We start from the raw sequence: 16,536 nt of genomic DNA, 5'->3' as shown, positions 1-16,536 counted from the left end.
TGCGAGGTCAGAAAGGTCACACTAACGGCGGTGAGTCAGCGCGTCTAGATCTTTCGATGTCACTGCGGCGACAGCTCGGAGCCGGCGGCGCGGTCGGCCGGGCGACCGACGAGCGCGGCGAAGTCGGCCTCGTTGCGTTCGGCCAGCCGGGTGTAGACCAGGCCGGCCCCGGCCAGGAACGGGAACGACACGACGCCCAGCAGCAGCCAGGGCAGCGGCATCCCGGCCACCGACACGTGGGTGCCGGCGGGCCACAGGCTGAACAGCAGCGGCAGGCCGCCGAGCGCGACCGCGACGACCGCGGCCAGCCGCAGCGCGAGGCCGAGCTGCACCCGCATCAGTTCCCGCACCAGCGCGTCGCCCATCGGGGTCTGCTCGACCAGCTCGTCATGCGCCCCGGGGCGCGGCCGGACGCGGCGGTGCGCGGCGAGGTCGACCCGTACCCGATCACCCACGGCAGCCACGCTACAACCGCGATGTTTCGGATTCGCGCTGCGTCTGCGGGGTGTGCAGGGTCTCCGGCGCGTGCAGCCGCAGCAGCATCGCCCCGACCGCCCCGGGCACCCGCCGCCGGGTCGCCAGCGACACCGACACCATCACCGCGAACGCCAGCGGCACCGTCCACGCGGCGGGCTGCGCCAGCAGGTCCGCGGCCAGGCCCGGCGCGGGCGGCAGGAAGATCGTCCACAGTACGGCCACGACGGCGCTGCCGCCCCCGGCCAGGATGCCCGCGGCCGCACCCGCCGCGGTCAGCCCCCGCCACCAGATGCCGAGCACCAGCATCGGGCAGAAACTGGACGCGGCCACGGCGAACGCCAGCCCGACGACCTGCGACACGTTCAGCCCGTGCACGGCCAGCGCCAGGCCCATCGGCACCGCGCCCGCGAACAGCGCCGCGGCCCGGAACAGCGGCAGCGGCCCCCAGACCGCCAGCCGCCCCCGGCCGAGCACGTCGTTGGCGAGCACTCCGGCGACGCTGGTGAGCAGCCCGTTCGAGGTGGACAGGAACGCGGCGAACGCACCCGCCGCGACCAGCGCGCCGAGCGCGTCGGCAGCCAGACCCGGCCCGAGCGCGGCCGCCGGGAGCAGCAGCACGACGGTGTCGTTGCGCCCGGTGGCCAGCTCGGGCGTGTAGACCCGGCCGAGCACCCCGTACACGGTGGGGAACAGGTAGAAAAGCCCGACCAGGCCGAGCACGATGGTGGTCGTGCGCCGGGCGGAGCCGCCGTCGGGGTTGGTGTAGAACCTGGCCAGCACGTGCGGCAGCCCCATGGTGCCCAGGAACGTCGCCAGGATCAGCGAATACGTGGCGACCATGCCGCCGGACGGGGCCAGCCACGCGTCGTCGACCGGGATCGCCGGCCGCCCGTCGTCGTTCCACCGGGCCAGCAGGAAGAACGCGGGCACCGCGATCGCCGTCAGCTTCAGCCAGTACTGGAACGCCTGCACGTACGTCGCCGAGCGCATCCCGCCGAACGCGACGTTGCCGGTCACCACCGCGCCGACCAGCACCACCCCGACCCAGCTCGGCGCACCGGTCACGATCCGGAACGTCAGCCCCGCCCCCTGCAGCTGCGGCAGCAGGTAGAACCACCCGATGAACAGCACGAACGCCGTCGCCAGCCGCCGCAGCCGGGGCGAGGCCAGCCGCGCCTCGCAGAAGTCCGGCAGGGTGAACGCCCCCGACCGCCGCAGCGGCGCGGCCACGAACAGCAGCAGCGCCAGGTACCCCGCCGCGAACCCGACCGGATACCAGAGCATCTGCGCGCCGTACGCCAGGATCAGCCCGGCAACCCCGAGGAAGCTCGCCGCCGACAGGTACTCCCCGCCGATCGCCGCCGCGTTCTGCGTAGGACTCACCATGCGCGACGCCACGAGCAGATCCGACGTGCCCCGCACCAGCCGTATCCCCCACGCGCCGATGGCGACCGTCGCCACGGTGACGGTCGCGATCGCGAACAGGGCGTAGGCATTCACAGCCGCAGCATCCTACCGACCCCCACCCCGCCCCACCAGCTCCCGAACGAAGGAAGGGCACCTTACCAACCAGATACGTGAAGGAAGGGCACCTTCTTAACGCTGCGGCCGTTTGAGCTGCGGGTATGCCGAGATCAAGAGGAAAGGCGGGTGCGCAGCCAGCGCAGCGTGGCCTCGCCCTGAGCGCGCTGGAAGGCACGGACCGTCGGCAGGCCGGGCGGTGGGGGTTGGCGGCAGGCGTCGAGGAAGTAGCCGGTCATCCCGGCCAGCAGCGCGGTCACCTCGGCCGGGTCCGCGCCGAGCGGCACGGCGTACGCGGTCAGCAGCGCATCGACGTCGTGGCCGCCGAACAGGTTCACGTTCACCATGAGCATCGCGGTGTCCAGCCAGGCCGGGCCGACGCATGCCCACGGCCAGTCGACGACGGTGACCGCGCCGTCCGGCCCGACCAGCAGGTTGTCGGCGCGCAGGTCGGTGTGCGCGACGGTGTCGCCCGCCAGCGCCGCCACCCCCGCGGCCCCGAGTGCGACCAGTTCCGGCAGGCGCGCCGCGGCCCACGGGTCGAGGTCGTCGGGCCGGTCGGCCGCGAGCCGCTCCCAGCCGGACAGGTCCTTGCCCAGCGACACCGCCGCCGCCGGCAACTCGGGCATCGGGCACGGTGTCGTGCCGTCGGCCAGCATCCGCAGCGTGCCGAGTACGGCGTCGAGTTCGGCCGCCGTCCAGGGGGTGACCGGGTGCCTGCCTTCGACGTCCTGCAGCACCAGCGCGACCCATTCACCGTCGTCATGCCAGCCGAGCAGGCGCGGAGCGGGTATGCCCGCGGGCAGCGCCCCCGCTACCAGCGCCTCCCGACGCAGCAGCTGCACCGAGCGCTCGTTCTGCGCAGGGCTGACGGCCTTCACGAAGGCCCGGCCGCCGGACGCGGTGCGCACCCGGTCGGCGGTGCCGGGCGAGAACCCGCCGCGCTGCGAGTACGCGGACACGACTCGGTCGCCGAGGATCGACTCCACCCGCGCCTGAACGTGCTCCGGCACGTCCGCCCAGCCGATACGCACTCCGCTCGCCACCACCATCGCTGGATCGTCGCATCGGCGAGTCCACGGCCGCAGCCCGTTATCCCTCGGTCGGTGGACGGCGGCTGATCGCCTCTCAAGATCACTCGACTTGCCAGGCATACGGGCGTATCGCGGTCCAAGATACGCACGGGTGCCTGGCAAGTCGGATGATCGAGCGGGGGTCGGGCCGGGGGTGGAGCGGGGCGGCGGGGCGTGGCACGATCGCTGCCATGTACCCAGCGCTGGGCGCCGCCGCCGTGGCAGCCGTCATCGCCGCGACCGCGGTGGTGATGATGCGCGGGCGGCGCAGGGTCGTCACCCCGGAGGAGCGCGCCACGTACCAGGTGCTGCACCTGGCGACGCTGGCCAGCGAACCCCTGCGGCAGGGCCTGCGCGACGAGACGGCAGCCGCCGCGCTGCGGCACCTGCGCACCCTGGTCGGCGCGGCCGGGCTGGCCCTGGCCGACGGCAGCGGTTTCCTGGCCCACGACGGCGCGGGCAGCCACCACCGCGAGGCGCTGCTGGCCGCGGCGCAGCGGGCCCTGTCCAGCGGGCGGCCGGTACTGCTGCGGCCGCAGGAGCTGACGTGCGTGCGCCTGGACTGCCCGGTGCGCGGTGCGGTCGCCGCCCCGGTCTCCAAACCCGACGGGGGTACCGGTGCCGCGCTGATCGCCGTCACCGAGGCGCGGCCCACACCCGGCCTGGTCCGCGTGGTCCTCGAAACCGCGCACTGGGCCGGGCTGCAACTGGAACTGGCCGAACTCCAGGAGGAGCGGGCCCGGTCCGCCCGCGCCGAGGTGCGGGCGCTGCGCGCGCAGATCAGCCCGCACTTCGTCTACAACGCCCTGACCGCGATCGCGTCGTTCGTGCGCACCGACCCCGAGCGCGCCCGCGAGCTGATCCTGGAGTTCGCCGAGTTCACCCGGTACTCCTTCCGCGCGCACGGCGAGTTCACCACGCTGGCCGAGGAGCTGCGCTCGATCGACCGCTACCTGACCATCGAACGGGCCCGCTTCGGCGAACGCCTCCAGGTGCGGCTGCGCGTCGCGCCCGAGGTGCTGCCGGTCGAGGTGCCGTTCCTGTGCCTGCAGCCCCTGGTGGAGAACGCGGTCCGGCACGGGCTGCACCCCAAGCCCGGGGTCGGCACGATCCGGATCATCGCCGCCGACGCGGGCGCGGACTGCGAGATCATCGTGGAGGACGACGGCGTGGGCATGGACCCGGCGGTGCTGCTCGACGGCGACGGCACCGCGGACGGCGACGGCGGCCAGCACGTCGGCCTGGGCAACGTCGACGACCGGCTGCGCGCGGTGTTCGGCGACGCGTACGGCCTGGTCGTCGAAACCGCGCCGCAGGCCGGCACTCGGGTCAGCCTGCGTATCCCGAAGTTCCGCGGCGGCGCCGTGATGAGCGAGCCGACGATCGCGCCGGGCGGCCGGCCCGCCGCCGGGCGCGACGGGCGGCGGGCATGACCGGCCGGCCCGCGAACCCGCCGCGGCTGCGGGTGCTGGCCGTCGACGACGAGCCGCCGGCCCTCGACGAGCTGCTCTACCTGCTGCGCAACGACCCGCGTGTCGAGTACGTGCACAGCGCCGCCGACGCCGCCGAAGCGTTGCGGGTGCTGCACGAGAACGACGTCGACGTGGCGTTCCTCGACATCCGCATGCCCGGCCTGGACGGCATGGACCTGGCCCGGGTCCTGCAGCGCTTCGCCCGCTCCCCCGCGGTCGTCTTCGTCACCGCGTACGACGACCGGGCCGCGGACGCCTTCGACCTGGGCGTGGTCGACTACGTGCGCAAACCGGTGCGCGCCGAGCGCATCGCCGAATCGCTGCGCCGCGTGCTGTCCGAACGCGCCGCCGTCGAGGACCGGCCCGCCGCGCCGCCCGAGGCCGCGCCCGCGGGCGGGGATCCGATGATCCCGGTCGAGCTGGGCGGCGTGGTGCGGCTGCTGCCCCGCTCGTCGGTGTGCTGGGTGGAGGCGCAGGGCGACTACGCCCGCCTGCACACCACCGACGGCTCGCATCTGGTGCGCGTCTCGCTCACCCAACTGGAGGAGCGCTGGACCGACGCCGGTTTCCTGCGCATCCACCGCTCCTACCTGGTACGCCTGGACCTGGTCACCGAACTGCGCCTGACCGGTTCCGGCTACGTCGTCTCCGTCGGCGGACACCAGCTGCCGGTGGCCCGGCGGCACACCCGCGTGCTCAAGGACCGCCTCATCCGCCCGGCCAAGCAGCACTGGGGCTAACCCGTCTCCGCACGAACACCGCCACCTCAGCCACGGACGAGGACGATCCCCTCGTTGCGTGGCAGCAGCCCATTTGTCCGCCATTCGGCCAGGTAAGTCATTGCAAGATTGTCGTATAGGTACCAGTCCACTGGCTTACGCTGCCAATTCCGGCGGCGGATCCGATCAGCCAACGTTCGCCTGGCTTCGCTCGGCACATCCGAGATGGCAGCCCAGTGCGTAGTTCGCAGGTAGGCGCGCACGACTGTGGACGTGGTGTCGAGCCCTTGCGCTTCAGCCAGGAAACACTGCACAAGATCGGATATTCGAAGTCCGCCGGCCGCCTCGGGCCATGATCCCATCTCGGCAAACACACGTTCAACTGCTATCGCGAGCTGCGGCATCCCCTGCGCATAAGGAGTGAGGTCGTGGGCTTCGGTGTGCAACGGGACATTCGCATTCGGGTCGACAGCATTCACCACAGTATCGAACCACGCGCGAAATGCTGCCTTTCTGGCTTTCGCATGGCCTGAACCGCCTTCTGCCGCTTTCTTCAAGTCCTCCGAGGCTGCCTCGAGATAGGTAAGAAAAATCTGGTCGAATACCTCGTCGCTCCCGAAAAAACGACCTCCGACAAATAGACCCAGTCCAGCGGCGTCGATCGGCGAGATCGATTCGCTAAGTACGATTGAATCCTTGATGATCTGGTCAGTGAGCCACTTTGCGACAAGCTCGCGCTTTAGCTGTTCGGCCCCTACGTTCAGAAGACCCGACAAGGAACATCTCAGCTCCGAGTCGAGCTGCCAGAAGCGTGTCATTGGCGGGGAGAGGACACGCCGCCAGTCGTCGACCGCGAGATCCCCAGGCGCCGGCAGTCGCGCTTCAACTCCCAGCGCCTTTACCCAATCGGCAAACTGCAGAGCCGCCACGGGCCCCACACCACTCACGGGGGAAGTCTGATCTCCAGCGATCTGTTCGGCCCAGTTGCCGGGTTCGATATATGGCGTGCCCCCGTCGGCCAGAAAGAAGCCGAACTCCTCAACGGTCACCGGCTCGGCACACACGAAGACCCCGGTTCTGGCGCGGACCACGCGGCGGAGCTTGCGATCGAGGTGGACTTGAGCGGCGAGCCGCCTACGGGCGGAGTCACCTATCCATGAACGCCATGACAATGCCTCAATGATTTGCCGCTTTGCCGCTGCCTCGACCTCACGTGCCTGGTCGACACAGTCCGCGGCCAACGACAGCATCTGGATCGATGGCGGGTCGGCGTCCAGCGCTGCGCGCACGATCGGCGTAGCGTCGGCGTTGGCAACCCGCAACAGGATGACTTCACGCCACCAGGAATCGAGCAGATTGTCGACCAGGTAGCCGATCGTCTCGGATTCGGCTAGGTGCAGCGCAGTCAAGTACTCCTGAAACGTATGGTGAGCGAATGCGTAAACGCCGTTTTCGCGTTCCAAGAGTAGGCCCGTGACCTGCTCGATCTCAGCGAGAAACTCTGCTGGGGTACGGCCATAGCCGACCTTTTCCAGCGCCGGAGCGATGATCGTCGCGGCCGTCGTCGCGGAGATGTCGCGGATACGCCGCTCCATCATGACGAAGGCGAGTGTACGCAGTACCACCATCTTCTGATCGATGGACAGGTCGCTGGGCAGTTCCTTAGCCTCCTGCCGCTTGCCCAGAAAAACCTGGAGGATCTCGCGGTACAACTCTGCCCGGCTACCCGGAAGCGCGCTGCGATATTTGTGCACTGACGCGATCATCGTCAGCAGCAACGGGTTGGTGGCCAGGCCCAGCAGCGCTGGGGAGGCATACACGCGGGCGAGGAGCTTGCCTGATCCCTCGTCAGCTCGGGCGCGCACGCCGACATCGTCACGATTGGCGCTACGCTTCTCGACAGCCAGGTACCAGCCGCGGACGAACGTTTCGACCTGCACGTCAGTGAACTGGCGGACCTGCACGACGGTCGCCGAGGCGAGCGGGAAGTTCTCGAAGCCGAACGGCCGGGAGGTCAGCAGGTAGCGATTGCGCGGGTACTGGTCAATCTGCTGACGCACCCACCGCATCACGACGATGCGGTCCTCGGGGCTGGCCACTTCATCAAGTCCGTCGAACATGACGACGCACCGACCCATGTCCAACTGCCGCTCGAGCCAGCCGCTGGGTTCGGTTTTCGTGAGGCGCGTCAACGTGCGCCGAACCACATCGGCCAGGTCGATCTGCGGCTCGGACAGAATCACGGCGACATGTTCCCGCAGGAAAAGCAGCATCGGAACTTTGTGCCGCCAGGCACGAGGAAGTCTGCGGCGCCTACGGGTGCCGCAGAGGGCCAGGGTGACATGGCGCAGCAGGGTGGTCTTACCGCTTCCGGGCGGCCCCAGGATCGCCAACGGCACGTCGGGGTAGCGGTCCAGCGTCTCCCAGATCGACCGGCGGACATTGTCAGCCGACGTTTCCATCTCCTCATCGAGGGCTGCCCGTTCGAACTCGTGCTCGTCCATCGGCCCGGCTGGCACCCGATGGACGGCCTGCGGACGCAACGATAGGTCGACGAAAACCTCTTCCATCGCGAGCGCGTGCACGCCCCAGGTGCTCAGGCCTCGCAGGTCGACGTCGTGGTGCATGCGAGACAGGAAGTAGCGGTACTGGCGGGGGTACCGGCTGACCATCCGGTGGAGAGCGGCGTCGATCCACCCTGCCAGCCGGTCGACCCAGCGTTCCTCGAGCTTGCCGAAGACTTTGGCGAACAACCCGCCGATGAGCAGAAGAAGTTCCCAACTGATTAGGCCGACGAGCAGGGCAACCGGGTGCCGGACGGCGAAGTCACGGAAGAACGCGGCCACCGCTGCCAACGGTGCGACAGCCAAGGCGGCTCCGACGATGCGGAGCAGTCTTGGGTTCAGCGACATCGGAACTCCCGCAGCATGTGACGGTCACGCAACTCAGGGTGAGAACGTTACCGTCGAACCGGTTAGTGTCGACATTGTCCATAAGGGCAACAGCTGCAGCGCTGAGACATCGGAAGTTGGATGTGCGTTTCACGCCTACCCCTGGCGAGGTTCCATAGCACCCGGGTTCAGCCGGTGGGGACGGAGACGTGAATGGAACGTCAGGCCCGAAAGTTGCCCGCCCCAAGGCTGGCCATGCTAGTCGCGGGGCTGCGCCATCCCGCACCGCGCATCGGCCCGACCGAGGTAGGCGGTGGCGAGTGCCGGCCGGCAGGCGCACACCTCGGTGATCGTGGTCGCCGATTGGCGGCGCATTCAGTTGCGCGACGCTGAAGATCCGAACCTGTGCAGCTATGAAACTGCCGACGCATGCCTTCGGAAACGCGTGATCGATGGGAAAGTCATTCCCGCGTCAGCAGCTCGTCATTGAGCAGTCGTACGTGCCACCTCACAGCACGTACGCAATCCTCACCGACTGTCCCTCAAGCGGCGATCAGGCTGTTTTTCTCGAAATGAGCGATACCTTGGGCGCGGTAGACCGACGGCCGGGCAGCACACAGCGGTGGAGCGCGGTGCGGTGGCGGTATAGGGTGCCATCCATGAGCGGGGAGGTACGGGCCGATCCCGTCGAGCTGGCGCGGGTCGCGCAGTCCTGTCTGGACGGCTCGCAGGATCTCGCGGCGGCGCTGCGCGCCGTCCGGGCCGACGCGGTGCTGTCCACGTCCGACTTCGGCAACGTGTCGAACGCGGGCAAGCAGAGCGAGGCCTACCACGGCGTCGAGGGCAGCGCGGGCACGGCGACGGAGCGGCTGGTCACGGTGCTCGAGGTGGACAACGAGAGCCTGCTCCGGGTGGCCTTCGCCTACCAGCAGGCCGACGAGGAAGCCGAGCGCAAGCTGCGGCAGAAGCACCGCAACATTCCGATCTGACCAGGGGGAGGTCGCCGATGGGGATTCCACCGGAGGACCAGGAGCACTTCCCGCCGATCACGGCGGCCGAATCGACCTGGCAGCTGCACGCCAACCCGGGGCGCATCGACAATGCCGCGTCGGCGTGGCGGCGGTTCGCCAAGTCGGCCACGGCCCTCGGCGACGACATCGACGCCGATGCCAAGAAGCTGGTCGGCTCCCAGTGGTCGGGCCCGGCCCGCGACAGCTACGTCAACCACAAGACGAAGCTGACGGCCGGTGTGGACGCGCTGCAGACGAACGCGGACAAGCTGGCCGGCCAGCTCGAGGGCGTCGCCGACCTGCTGCAGCGCTACCAAGGGCTGCTCGACGCCGAGTACGCCAAGGTGAAGTTCCGCGACGTCGGGGGCACGTTCTACCCGCGCAGCGAGGAGGAGCAGAAGCTGATCAGCGGCGCCGTGGCCGAGGCCGCGACGCTGCGCAAGGAGCTGGAGCAGGCGCTCGCCCAGCAGCTCAGCGGCTTCGACAAGTCGGGCTGGGACACCGTCGCCGCCGACTGGAGCGCGATCGCCACGGGCAACACCGACCCGTTCACGCTGCCCGCGGAGGCGACCGACGGCGTTTCGGTGATCATGGTGGACGGCCGGGCGGTCGTGAACACCGGCACCGGAAACGACGACGTCAAGGTCAGGATCGACCCTAAGACCGGCGACGTCATCGTCTCGGTCAACGGCGCGGACTACTGGTACCCGCCGGGCACGCCCGTCACCATCCGCGGCGGTGAGGGCAACGACACCATCGAGGTGCCGAAGGGCTCCAACATCCGCGTGACGCTGCTCGGCGGCGCGGGCGACGACACCATCCGCGGCGGTGACGGCGCCGAGCAGATCTTCGGCGGGCGCGGAACGGACGACCTCTACGGCGGCCGCAACGACGACTACGTCTCCGGTGGCGCCGGCATCGACTACATCGACGGCCAGGACGGCAACGACGTGCTGGCCGGCGGCGCGGGCCAGGACACGCTGTACGGCCTGGGCGGTGACGACCAACTGTCCGGCGGCGAGGACGACGACTACCTCGAAGGCGCGAAGGGTAACGACTCGCTGCACGGCGGCGCGGGCAACGATGTCGTGTCAGGCGGCCACGGCGACGACAGACTCGCCGGAGGCACCGGCGACGACGTCTACTACGGCGGGCACGGCAAGGACAGCATCACCGCGGGCGGCGGCCGGGACACCGCGTACCGGCAGGACGAGGACACCGTCGACGGCGTCGCCTCCGACGTCAAGGTCGAGATCAGCGACAAGGCGCAGTTCATCAAGATCGAAGGCTCCGACGAGTTCAAGGAGCGGGTGCTCGCCGACCTGGACATGTACCGCGCCTCGCCGACCGGCCAGCAGATGCTGGACAACCTCCAGGACAAGCGCGACCCGAACTTCTGGCTCGGCGAGAACACGCTGACCATCAAGGAGCTCGACGACGAGAACGGCTACGCCAGCAAGGGCCACAAGCTCGCCAACTCCGACTCGGTCATCCAGTACAACCCGGCCTTCACCTTCGACGCCGAGCGCGGCCGGCCGTCGGTGGTGCTCTACCACGAGCTCGGGCACGTGTACGACTACTGGAACGACACCTTCGAATCCGACCTGATCGCGGGCGGGCCCGACGACGGCATCAAGAAGGGCGAGCGGCAGGCGACGGGGCTGCCCTTCGACCACGACGACGACTCCTCGACGCCGGACCAGCTCGACCCCGACCACCCGATCCAGTACACCGAGAACGGGCTGCGCCGGGAGATGGGCATGCGCGAGCGGGACACCTACGCCACCTACTCCGGGGACGGCTGGTGACCGGTCTCCGCCGCGTCGCCGGACTGCTGCTCGTCACGGCGGCGCTGGCCGCCTGCTCGGGCGACCCGGACCTGGAGCTGACGGTGCGGACCTCGGTCGCCGGCGGCGACGTCGCGGTCGAGTACACGCTGGCCAACCGGTCCGATACGCCGATGGTGGTCTACGACGGGGGTTGGACCGATCCGGAGCGGCCCGGCTGGTCGCGGGGGCCGGTGGAGGTCAGTGTCCGCGAGGACGGGGTGATCGAGCTGTCGAAGCGCATCATCCACCCCTGCCAGACCCCGGACACCAGCGACTGCGGCGGCGTACGGCTGCCCACCGTGCGGATCCGCGGCTCCGTGCTCGAACCGGGCGCCGACAGGTCGGACGGTTTCCGGGTGCCGCTTCAGGTGGAGCCCGATCATCCGGCGTCCGCCCAGGGCACGCCGATCCCGCTGAGCGGCCGGACCGTGGTCTTCTGCGTCGGGTTCACCGAGGTGACCGGCGACGACCCGCCCGCGGCGGACGGGCTCTACCCGCCCGCCAGCCCGCAGACCATCGTCTGCGGCGAGCCGTTCACGGTGCCGTGAGACCGTGGTGACGGGCCGGTCGGCACGTCACCGCTGACGGGCCGGGAACGGTGGCCGTACTGTGGCGCGGCTTGACGGCGGCTGGCACACTCGCGGCGTGCGCCGCTTTCACCTGTTCTTCGCCGCCGCCGTCGCGCTGGACCTCACCGCGGTGGCGCTGATCCTGTTGGCTTTCGCCGATCACGCGGGCACGTCCATCCCGCCGCAGGACGCCACCCCGGCCGTGGCTGCGGCACACGCGGCCGCTGTCGAGCAGACGTCCGCGCACCTGCTCCAAGCCGTTGTCGCCAGCGCGGTGCTCGGCGCGGTCGCCACTATGTTCATCGTGCTGGGGACACGTGCACGGCGGCGCGAACGCGAGGCGGCGGCCGACAGCGTGGGGACCGTGCTGCAGCGTCAGTGAGCGCCCGCCCCCGCCGCTCGGATCCGCTCCACGCCGGCAGACCCGTGACGCCGCCGCGGCGTCCTTGCCGAGACGGCGTCGGCGGGGCACCCGGACCGGCCGGGGGTCAGCCGGTCGGGTGCCCCGTCCAGGTCAGGCGCGCTTGGTGAACGTGGAGCGTGCCCACAGGTAGCCGACGAGCGCGATCGCCACGCACCAGGCGACGGCCACGGCCGCGTCGGTGGTGTCGGGTGCGCTGTTCAGCAGCCCGCGCATGGTTTCGATGATCGGGGTGAAGGGCTGGTATTCGGCGAACTGCCGCAGGCCGGGGCCCATCTTCTCGGCCGGGACGATCGCGCTGCTGAAGAACGGCAGCATGACCAGCGGCACGGCGGCCATGCCCGCGGTCTCCGGCGACTTCGCCGACAGTCCCAGCGCGACCGTGAACCAGCCCGCCGCGAACGCGAGCAGCACGGCCACCCCGGCCACGCCGAGCCATTCGAGCGGGCTCGCGGCGGGGCTGAAGCCCAGCAGGAAGGCCACCCCGACCAGGGCCGCGATGGCGATCAGGTTGGTCAGCACGCTGGCCACGACGTGGCCGGTGAGCACCGCGCCGCGGGACACGTCCATGACCTTGAACCGGTTGATGACGCCCTTGGTCATGTCCGAGTTCACCGAGGTCGCGGTGCTGCCCAGCCCGTAGCAGACGGCCAGCAGGATCAGGCCTGGTGTCGCGTAGTCGATGTAGTCCACCCCGACGTCGAAGGCGTCGCCGAACATGTACACGAACATCAGCATGATGATGATCGGCATCAGCACGGCGTTGAACACCGACGTCGGATTCCTGGTGATGTGCTTGAAGTTGCGGCGCAGCATGACCAGCGACTGCGGTTTGGCGCTCATTTCGCGTCCACCTCCGTGGTGTGGCCCGTCAGGGCGAGGAAGACATCGTCGAGGTCCGGGGTGTGCACGGTGCACTCCTCGGCGTTGAGGGAGTGGTCGTCGAGGCGGTCCAGCAGGACTCGCAGCGACTTGGTGCCGCCGTCGCCGGGCACCCGCAGGGCCAGGGCCTCGTCGTCGCGGGTGGCGTCGGGGAAGGCCCGCGCGGCGGCGTCGAGCTCCGTGACGGTGGTGAACCGCAGCCGGATGTGGGTGCCGGGGATCTGGCGCTTGAGCTCGTCGGGCGTGCCCTGGGCGACCAGGCGGCCCTGGTCGAGCACCGCGACGCGGTCGGCGAGCTGGTCGGCCTCCTCCAGGTACTGCGTGGTGAGGAAGACGGTGACCCCGTCGGCGACCAGGTCCCGCACGATCGACCACATCGTGCGGCGGCTGCGCGGGTCCAGGCCGGTGGTCGGCTCGTCGAGGAAGATGATGCGCGGGTTGCCGACCAGGGTCATCGCCAGGTCGAGCTTGCGGCGCATACCCCCGGAGTAGGTCGAAGCGGCCTTGTCCGCCGACTCCGTCAGCTCGAACCGCTCCAGCAGCTCGGCGACGATCCGCTCGCCGTCACCGGTGACCGCACGGTGGAGGTCCGCCATCAGCCGCAGATTCTCCTGCCCGGTGAGCAGCTCGTCGACGGCGGCGAACTGGCCGGTGACGCCGATCGCGGCGCGCACCGCTTTGGCCTCGGTCGCGATGTCGTGGCCGGCGACGCGGACCGTGCCGCCGTCGGCCCGCATCAGCGTTGTCAGCACGTTGACCGTGGTGGTCTTGCCCGCCCCGTTCGGGCCGAGCAGCGAGAACACCGTGCCCGCACCGACCTCGAAGTCGATGCCGTCGAGCACGACCTTGTCCTTGTACGCCTTCCGCAGTCCCGAGACCTCGATCGCCGGGATCGTCATGCGGTCACCTCCGATGCCGCCGGAGCGGCGTCGAGAGCCGCGATGATCTTGTTGGTCATGTCGGACACGGTGGGGCTGGGCCCACCACGCCGGACGGCCGCTTCGAGTGCGACGACGACCGTACGGCGAAAGTTGCCGGCCTCGGCCGGCGCCTGCTCCTGCAGCAGGCGCATCGCCTCCGTCAGCGCGGGCAGCACCCGGTCGGCGATCGCGGCCACCGACTTGCCGCCCAGGTCGACGGCGCCGGGCTTCTCGGCGAGCACGTGCCCGATCAGGCCGGTGGCCGAGGACAGGGCGATGGACCCGTCGGTGGCGATCCGGTGGGGCGAGCCGCTGGCGGCCCCGGCCGCCGACAGCAGCGCGACGGCACCGTACGCGGCGGTCCGCAACGTGAGTTTGTCCTGGTCAGAGAAAGTGACGGACATGAGGGGTGGACTCCTTGGATACATGTGTGAACAGGACTGGTCGCAACAGTTCGGTGGGTGGTCGCTTGTCGGTGCCGTGCGGAGGTCCCCTGGCTCCGGCTGGACCGCTGCAGATTCGCCGAGCTGCCTGACTTTTCATGACAAACCTCCTCATGGCGGCACGGATTGGCTCCGGGTGCCGCCCGTTCTATGGGTCGGATCGGGTCGGGGTCAGGGCAGGGCGAGCTCGTAGAGCCGGGTTCGCCGAAGGTGGCGGAAGCCGAGGTGGCGGTGTAAAGCGAGCAGACCGGGGTCGTCCTCGCCCGTGCGCGCCTCGATCTCGTCGACGTGCGGGTGGATCTCACGCAGTCGCTGGATCAGGGCGGCGCTGACCCACAGCCCCAGCCCCTGCCCGCGATGGCCGGCGAGCACGGACGGTCCGTACTGCCGGACACGGCGCTGTGGCAGCCCGCCCACGGCCGCCACGGCGTACGCCACCAGGCCGCCGTCCGCCTCCGCGGCGCTCAGCACCGCGTTGCCGGGGCGGCTCGGGTGTCGCAGCAGCTCCTCGACCCGGGTGGCGTCGGCCAGTTCTCCGGTCCAGTGGTTCAGCCGGTATCCGGGGTGTTCGACGTCGACCAGCTCACCCAGCCAGGCATGGTGCACATCGCAGTAGGTGAGCAGGTCGTGCCGCCGGGATCCGGTGCGCCGGAAGCCGTGCCGGGCACAGAACGCCTCCCCGGCGGAACCGGCGACCACCTCCGCGACCAGGTGCCGCCGCGCGGTGTCCGCGCCGACGGCCGCCAGCAGCCGCGACCCGATCCCGCGCCGCCGCCACTGCGGTTCCACGTACAGGCTCAGCTCGACCGCGTCCGGCCGGGTCGCCGGCTCCGACGGCAGCGAACCGTGCTCGATCGGGTTGATCGGTCGCAGGCCGGCCGCCCCGGCCACCAGGCCCGGTGCCGCCATCGCCTGCCAGCCCGCGATCCCGAGGTGGTCCGGTACCGTCACGATGTCGATCAAGCGCTCGCTCATGGCACCACGATCGCCCAGCCCGCCATTGCCGAACAACGCCGAAGAACGCACCGCCGCATAAGCCACCGGTTATCGTTCGACTCCGCGGGCCGGGACCCTTCCCGTTGATCACCTGATCCATCCTGTCGAGCACGCAGGACGGTCAGAAGCAGCGAAAACGCCGCTGTCCGCTAAGATCCCGCCATGCGTACGCCGGTGGCGCTGGAGACCCGCGCCCGACACCGGCCCGCATGCCGCAACGAGAGGGATCGTGCCCGGTGGAGCTGCGTGATATCGAGATCTTCCTGGCGCTGGCCGAGGAGCTCCACTTCGGGCGTACGGCCGAACGCCTGCACGTGTCCCAGGCGCGGGTGAGCCAGTCGATCAAACAGCAGGAGCGCCGGATCGGTGGCGCCCTGTTCGAGCGGACCAGCCGCAGCGTCCGGCTCACCCCGCTCGGCGAGCGGCTGCGCGACCGGCTCCGCACCGGCTACGACGAGATCATGTCGGGCATCGACGAGGCCGCCGCCACGGCGCGCGGGCACACCGGGGTGCTGACGGTCGGCACGATGGCCACCCACTACCAGGCGATCACCGCCGTGCTCGACCTGTTCCGGCAGCGGCATCCGCAGTGCGAGCTGCGCCTGCGCGAGATCCTGCCGACCGACCCGCTCCGGGAACTGCGGGCCGGCCGGGTCGACATCGGCCTGCTCTGGCTGCCCGTCCGCGAACCTGACCTGGTCGTCGGTCCGGTGGTGCACACCGAGAAGATGGTGCTGGCCGTCGCCGCCGGCCATCGGCTGGCCGAGCGAGACAGCGTCGAGCTGGAGGACCTCGGCGATCACCCGGTGGTGGTTCCGGACGGCCCCATCCCCGACTACATGTGGCAGGAGCACACCCCGGCCGTGACACCGGCCGGCCGGCCCATCCCGCGCGGATTGCTGGTGGCCACCCTGGAGGAGGCCTTCCGAGCGATCGCCGGCGGTGGCGTCGTGTCCCCGATCGGGTCGGACGTGGCCGCCACCCGGCAGCGAGGTGACATCACCTTCCTGCCCATCACCGACGGACCGGTGCTGCGGTACGCCCCGGTGTGGCGCAGCGGTGGAGAGACTCCCCTGGTCCGCGCCTTCGTCCAAGCCGCTGCCGACGCATAGGGCGCCGCTAGACGCCCCGCCGCCGGGGCGCGTTCACGGCCGCCGTCTCTGTGCCGGCCTCGCCCGGATTAAGCCCGTCGGAAACCAGGTCCAGGACCTGCTCCATGTACGACTCGGGCAGCGGCCGGGCCTGCAGCAGCCGTGCGTGGTATAGCGGTCCGACGCCGACCTCGGCGGCGAGGTCGAGGTCGGCGTCGGGCA

At 70.2% G+C, this 16,536-nt stretch carries 16 protein-coding genes and 1 pseudogene; 8 read left to right on the top strand and 9 right to left on the bottom strand.

The window, feature by feature from the left end:
• Positions 1-59 precede the first annotated feature (59 nt).
• The 3 genes from ACFQO7_RS25875 to ACFQO7_RS25865 all read right to left on the bottom strand — a co-directional run bounded on the left by ACFQO7_RS25875 (position 60) and on the right by ACFQO7_RS25865 (position 3,050).
• Positions 60-455 (bottom strand): hypothetical protein, encoded by a 396-nt coding sequence (locus ACFQO7_RS25875; RefSeq protein ID WP_376808797.1) that lies wholly within the window; start codon positions 453-455, stop codon positions 60-62.
• A gap of 10 nt (positions 456-465) precedes the next feature.
• Positions 466-1,977: a sodium/solute symporter gene (locus ACFQO7_RS25870; RefSeq protein WP_360534902.1), complete on the bottom strand. Its 1,512-nt coding sequence runs from the start codon at positions 1,975-1,977 to the stop codon at positions 466-468.
• Between the two features lie 134 nt (positions 1,978-2,111).
• Positions 2,112-3,050, bottom strand: a complete 939-nt coding sequence (locus ACFQO7_RS25865; RefSeq protein WP_376808796.1) for a phosphotransferase — start codon at positions 3,048-3,050, stop codon at positions 2,112-2,114.
• A 212-nt stretch (positions 3,051-3,262) separates the two neighbouring features.
• On the opposite strand from ACFQO7_RS25865, the gene ACFQO7_RS25860 reads away from it, so the two are divergent.
• Together ACFQO7_RS25860 and ACFQO7_RS25855 are read left to right on the top strand one after the other, a co-directional pair.
• Positions 3,263-4,504: a sensor histidine kinase gene (locus tag ACFQO7_RS25860; RefSeq protein WP_376808795.1), complete on the top strand. Its 1,242-nt coding sequence runs from the start codon at positions 3,263-3,265 to the stop codon at positions 4,502-4,504.
• Positions 4,501-5,283, top strand: coding sequence for a LytR/AlgR family response regulator transcription factor (locus ACFQO7_RS25855; RefSeq protein ID WP_376808794.1), 783 nt, complete (start codon positions 4,501-4,503; stop codon positions 5,281-5,283). Before ACFQO7_RS25860 ends, ACFQO7_RS25855 begins: the two co-directional genes overlap by 4 nt.
• A 26-nt stretch (positions 5,284-5,309) precedes the next feature.
• On the opposite strand, the gene ACFQO7_RS25850 is transcribed toward ACFQO7_RS25855, so the two are convergent.
• Positions 5,310-8,174, bottom strand: a complete 2,865-nt coding sequence (locus ACFQO7_RS25850) for an NACHT domain-containing protein (protein WP_376808793.1) — start codon at positions 8,172-8,174, stop codon at positions 5,310-5,312.
• Positions 8,175-8,466: 292 nt separating this feature from the next.
• On the opposite strand from ACFQO7_RS25850, the gene ACFQO7_RS25845 reads away from it, so the two are divergent.
• From ACFQO7_RS25845 to ACFQO7_RS25825, 5 genes are all read left to right on the top strand, one after another.
• Entirely contained in the window at positions 8,467-8,643 is a 177-nt protein-coding gene (locus ACFQO7_RS25845; protein ID WP_376808792.1) for a hypothetical protein, read from the top strand.
• 169 nt (positions 8,644-8,812) lie between these two features.
• Positions 8,813-9,142 (top strand): hypothetical protein, encoded by a 330-nt coding sequence (locus ACFQO7_RS25840; protein ID WP_360534916.1) that lies wholly within the window; start codon positions 8,813-8,815, stop codon positions 9,140-9,142.
• A 17-nt stretch (positions 9,143-9,159) separates the two neighbouring features.
• Positions 9,160-10,971, top strand: a complete 1,812-nt coding sequence (locus ACFQO7_RS25835; RefSeq protein WP_376808791.1) for a M91 family zinc metallopeptidase — start codon at positions 9,160-9,162, stop codon at positions 10,969-10,971.
• Positions 10,968-11,540, top strand: coding sequence for a hypothetical protein (locus ACFQO7_RS25830; RefSeq protein WP_376808790.1), 573 nt, complete (start codon positions 10,968-10,970; stop codon positions 11,538-11,540). The genes ACFQO7_RS25835 and ACFQO7_RS25830 overlap by 4 nt, the downstream gene beginning before the upstream one ends.
• Positions 11,541-11,637: 97 nt before the next feature.
• Positions 11,638-11,943, top strand: coding sequence for a hypothetical protein (locus ACFQO7_RS25825; protein WP_376808789.1), 306 nt, complete (start codon positions 11,638-11,640; stop codon positions 11,941-11,943).
• Between the two features lie 132 nt (positions 11,944-12,075).
• Here the strand turns inward: ACFQO7_RS25825 and ACFQO7_RS25820 are convergent, their stop codons facing one another.
• The 4 genes from ACFQO7_RS25820 to ACFQO7_RS25805 form a co-directional block, all read right to left on the bottom strand.
• Positions 12,076-12,825, bottom strand: coding sequence for an ABC transporter permease (locus ACFQO7_RS25820; RefSeq protein ID WP_376808788.1), 750 nt, complete (start codon positions 12,823-12,825; stop codon positions 12,076-12,078).
• Positions 12,822-13,763: an ATP-binding cassette domain-containing protein gene (locus tag ACFQO7_RS25815; protein ID WP_376808787.1), complete on the bottom strand. Its 942-nt coding sequence runs from the start codon at positions 13,761-13,763 to the stop codon at positions 12,822-12,824. Before ACFQO7_RS25815 ends, ACFQO7_RS25820 begins: the two co-directional genes overlap by 4 nt.
• Entirely contained in the window at positions 13,760-14,188 is a 429-nt protein-coding gene (locus ACFQO7_RS25810) for a hypothetical protein (RefSeq protein WP_376808786.1), read from the bottom strand. The genes ACFQO7_RS25815 and ACFQO7_RS25810 overlap by 4 nt, the downstream gene beginning before the upstream one ends.
• A gap of 210 nt (positions 14,189-14,398) precedes the next feature.
• Positions 14,399-15,202 carry a GNAT family N-acetyltransferase gene (locus ACFQO7_RS25805; protein ID WP_376808785.1) on the bottom strand — a complete coding sequence of 268 codons (804 nt, stop codon included), beginning with the start codon at positions 15,200-15,202 and terminating at the stop codon, positions 14,399-14,401.
• 257 nt (positions 15,203-15,459) lie between these two features.
• Here ACFQO7_RS25805 and ACFQO7_RS25800 point away from each other — a divergent pair, with 257 nt between their 5' ends.
• Complete coding sequence (locus ACFQO7_RS25800) at positions 15,460-16,335, top strand: LysR family transcriptional regulator (protein WP_376808784.1); 876 nt, start codon at positions 15,460-15,462, stop codon at positions 16,333-16,335.
• A gap of 7 nt (positions 16,336-16,342) precedes the next feature.
• Here the strand turns inward: ACFQO7_RS25800 and ACFQO7_RS25795 are convergent.
• Positions 16,343-16,536, bottom strand: a pseudogene (locus tag ACFQO7_RS25795) (hypothetical protein); the annotation flags it as partial.

This window comes from Catellatospora aurea (assembly GCF_042663325.1).
In the GTDB taxonomy this organism is placed as follows: domain Bacteria; phylum Actinomycetota; class Actinomycetes; order Mycobacteriales; family Micromonosporaceae; genus Catellatospora; species Catellatospora aurea.
This window is presented reverse-complemented; position numbering and strand designations above follow the sequence as displayed.

Excerpts from the sequence above, each read along its gene's own strand:
- ACFQO7_RS25865 (WP_376808796.1), bottom strand. The coding sequence starts at position 3,050 with ATGGTGGTGGCGAGCGGAGTGCGTATCGGCTGGGCGGACGTGCCGGAG.
- ACFQO7_RS25860 (WP_376808795.1), top strand. The coding sequence starts at position 3,263 with ATGTACCCAGCGCTGGGCGCCGCCGCCGTGGCAGCCGTCATCGCCGCG.
- ACFQO7_RS25855 (WP_376808794.1), top strand. The coding sequence starts at position 4,501 with ATGACCGGCCGGCCCGCGAACCCGCCGCGGCTGCGGGTGCTGGCCGTC.
- ACFQO7_RS25850 (WP_376808793.1), bottom strand. The coding sequence starts at position 8,174 with ATGTCGCTGAACCCAAGACTGCTCCGCATCGTCGGAGCCGCCTTGGCT.
- ACFQO7_RS25840 (WP_360534916.1), top strand. The coding sequence starts at position 8,813 with ATGAGCGGGGAGGTACGGGCCGATCCCGTCGAGCTGGCGCGGGTCGCG.
- ACFQO7_RS25835 (WP_376808791.1), top strand. The coding sequence starts at position 9,160 with ATGGGGATTCCACCGGAGGACCAGGAGCACTTCCCGCCGATCACGGCG.
- ACFQO7_RS25820 (WP_376808788.1), bottom strand. The coding sequence starts at position 12,825 with ATGAGCGCCAAACCGCAGTCGCTGGTCATGCTGCGCCGCAACTTCAAG.
- ACFQO7_RS25815 (WP_376808787.1), bottom strand. The coding sequence starts at position 13,763 with ATGACGATCCCGGCGATCGAGGTCTCGGGACTGCGGAAGGCGTACAAG.
- ACFQO7_RS25810 (WP_376808786.1), bottom strand. The coding sequence starts at position 14,188 with ATGTCCGTCACTTTCTCTGACCAGGACAAACTCACGTTGCGGACCGCC.
- ACFQO7_RS25805 (WP_376808785.1), bottom strand. The coding sequence starts at position 15,202 with ATGAGCGAGCGCTTGATCGACATCGTGACGGTACCGGACCACCTCGGG.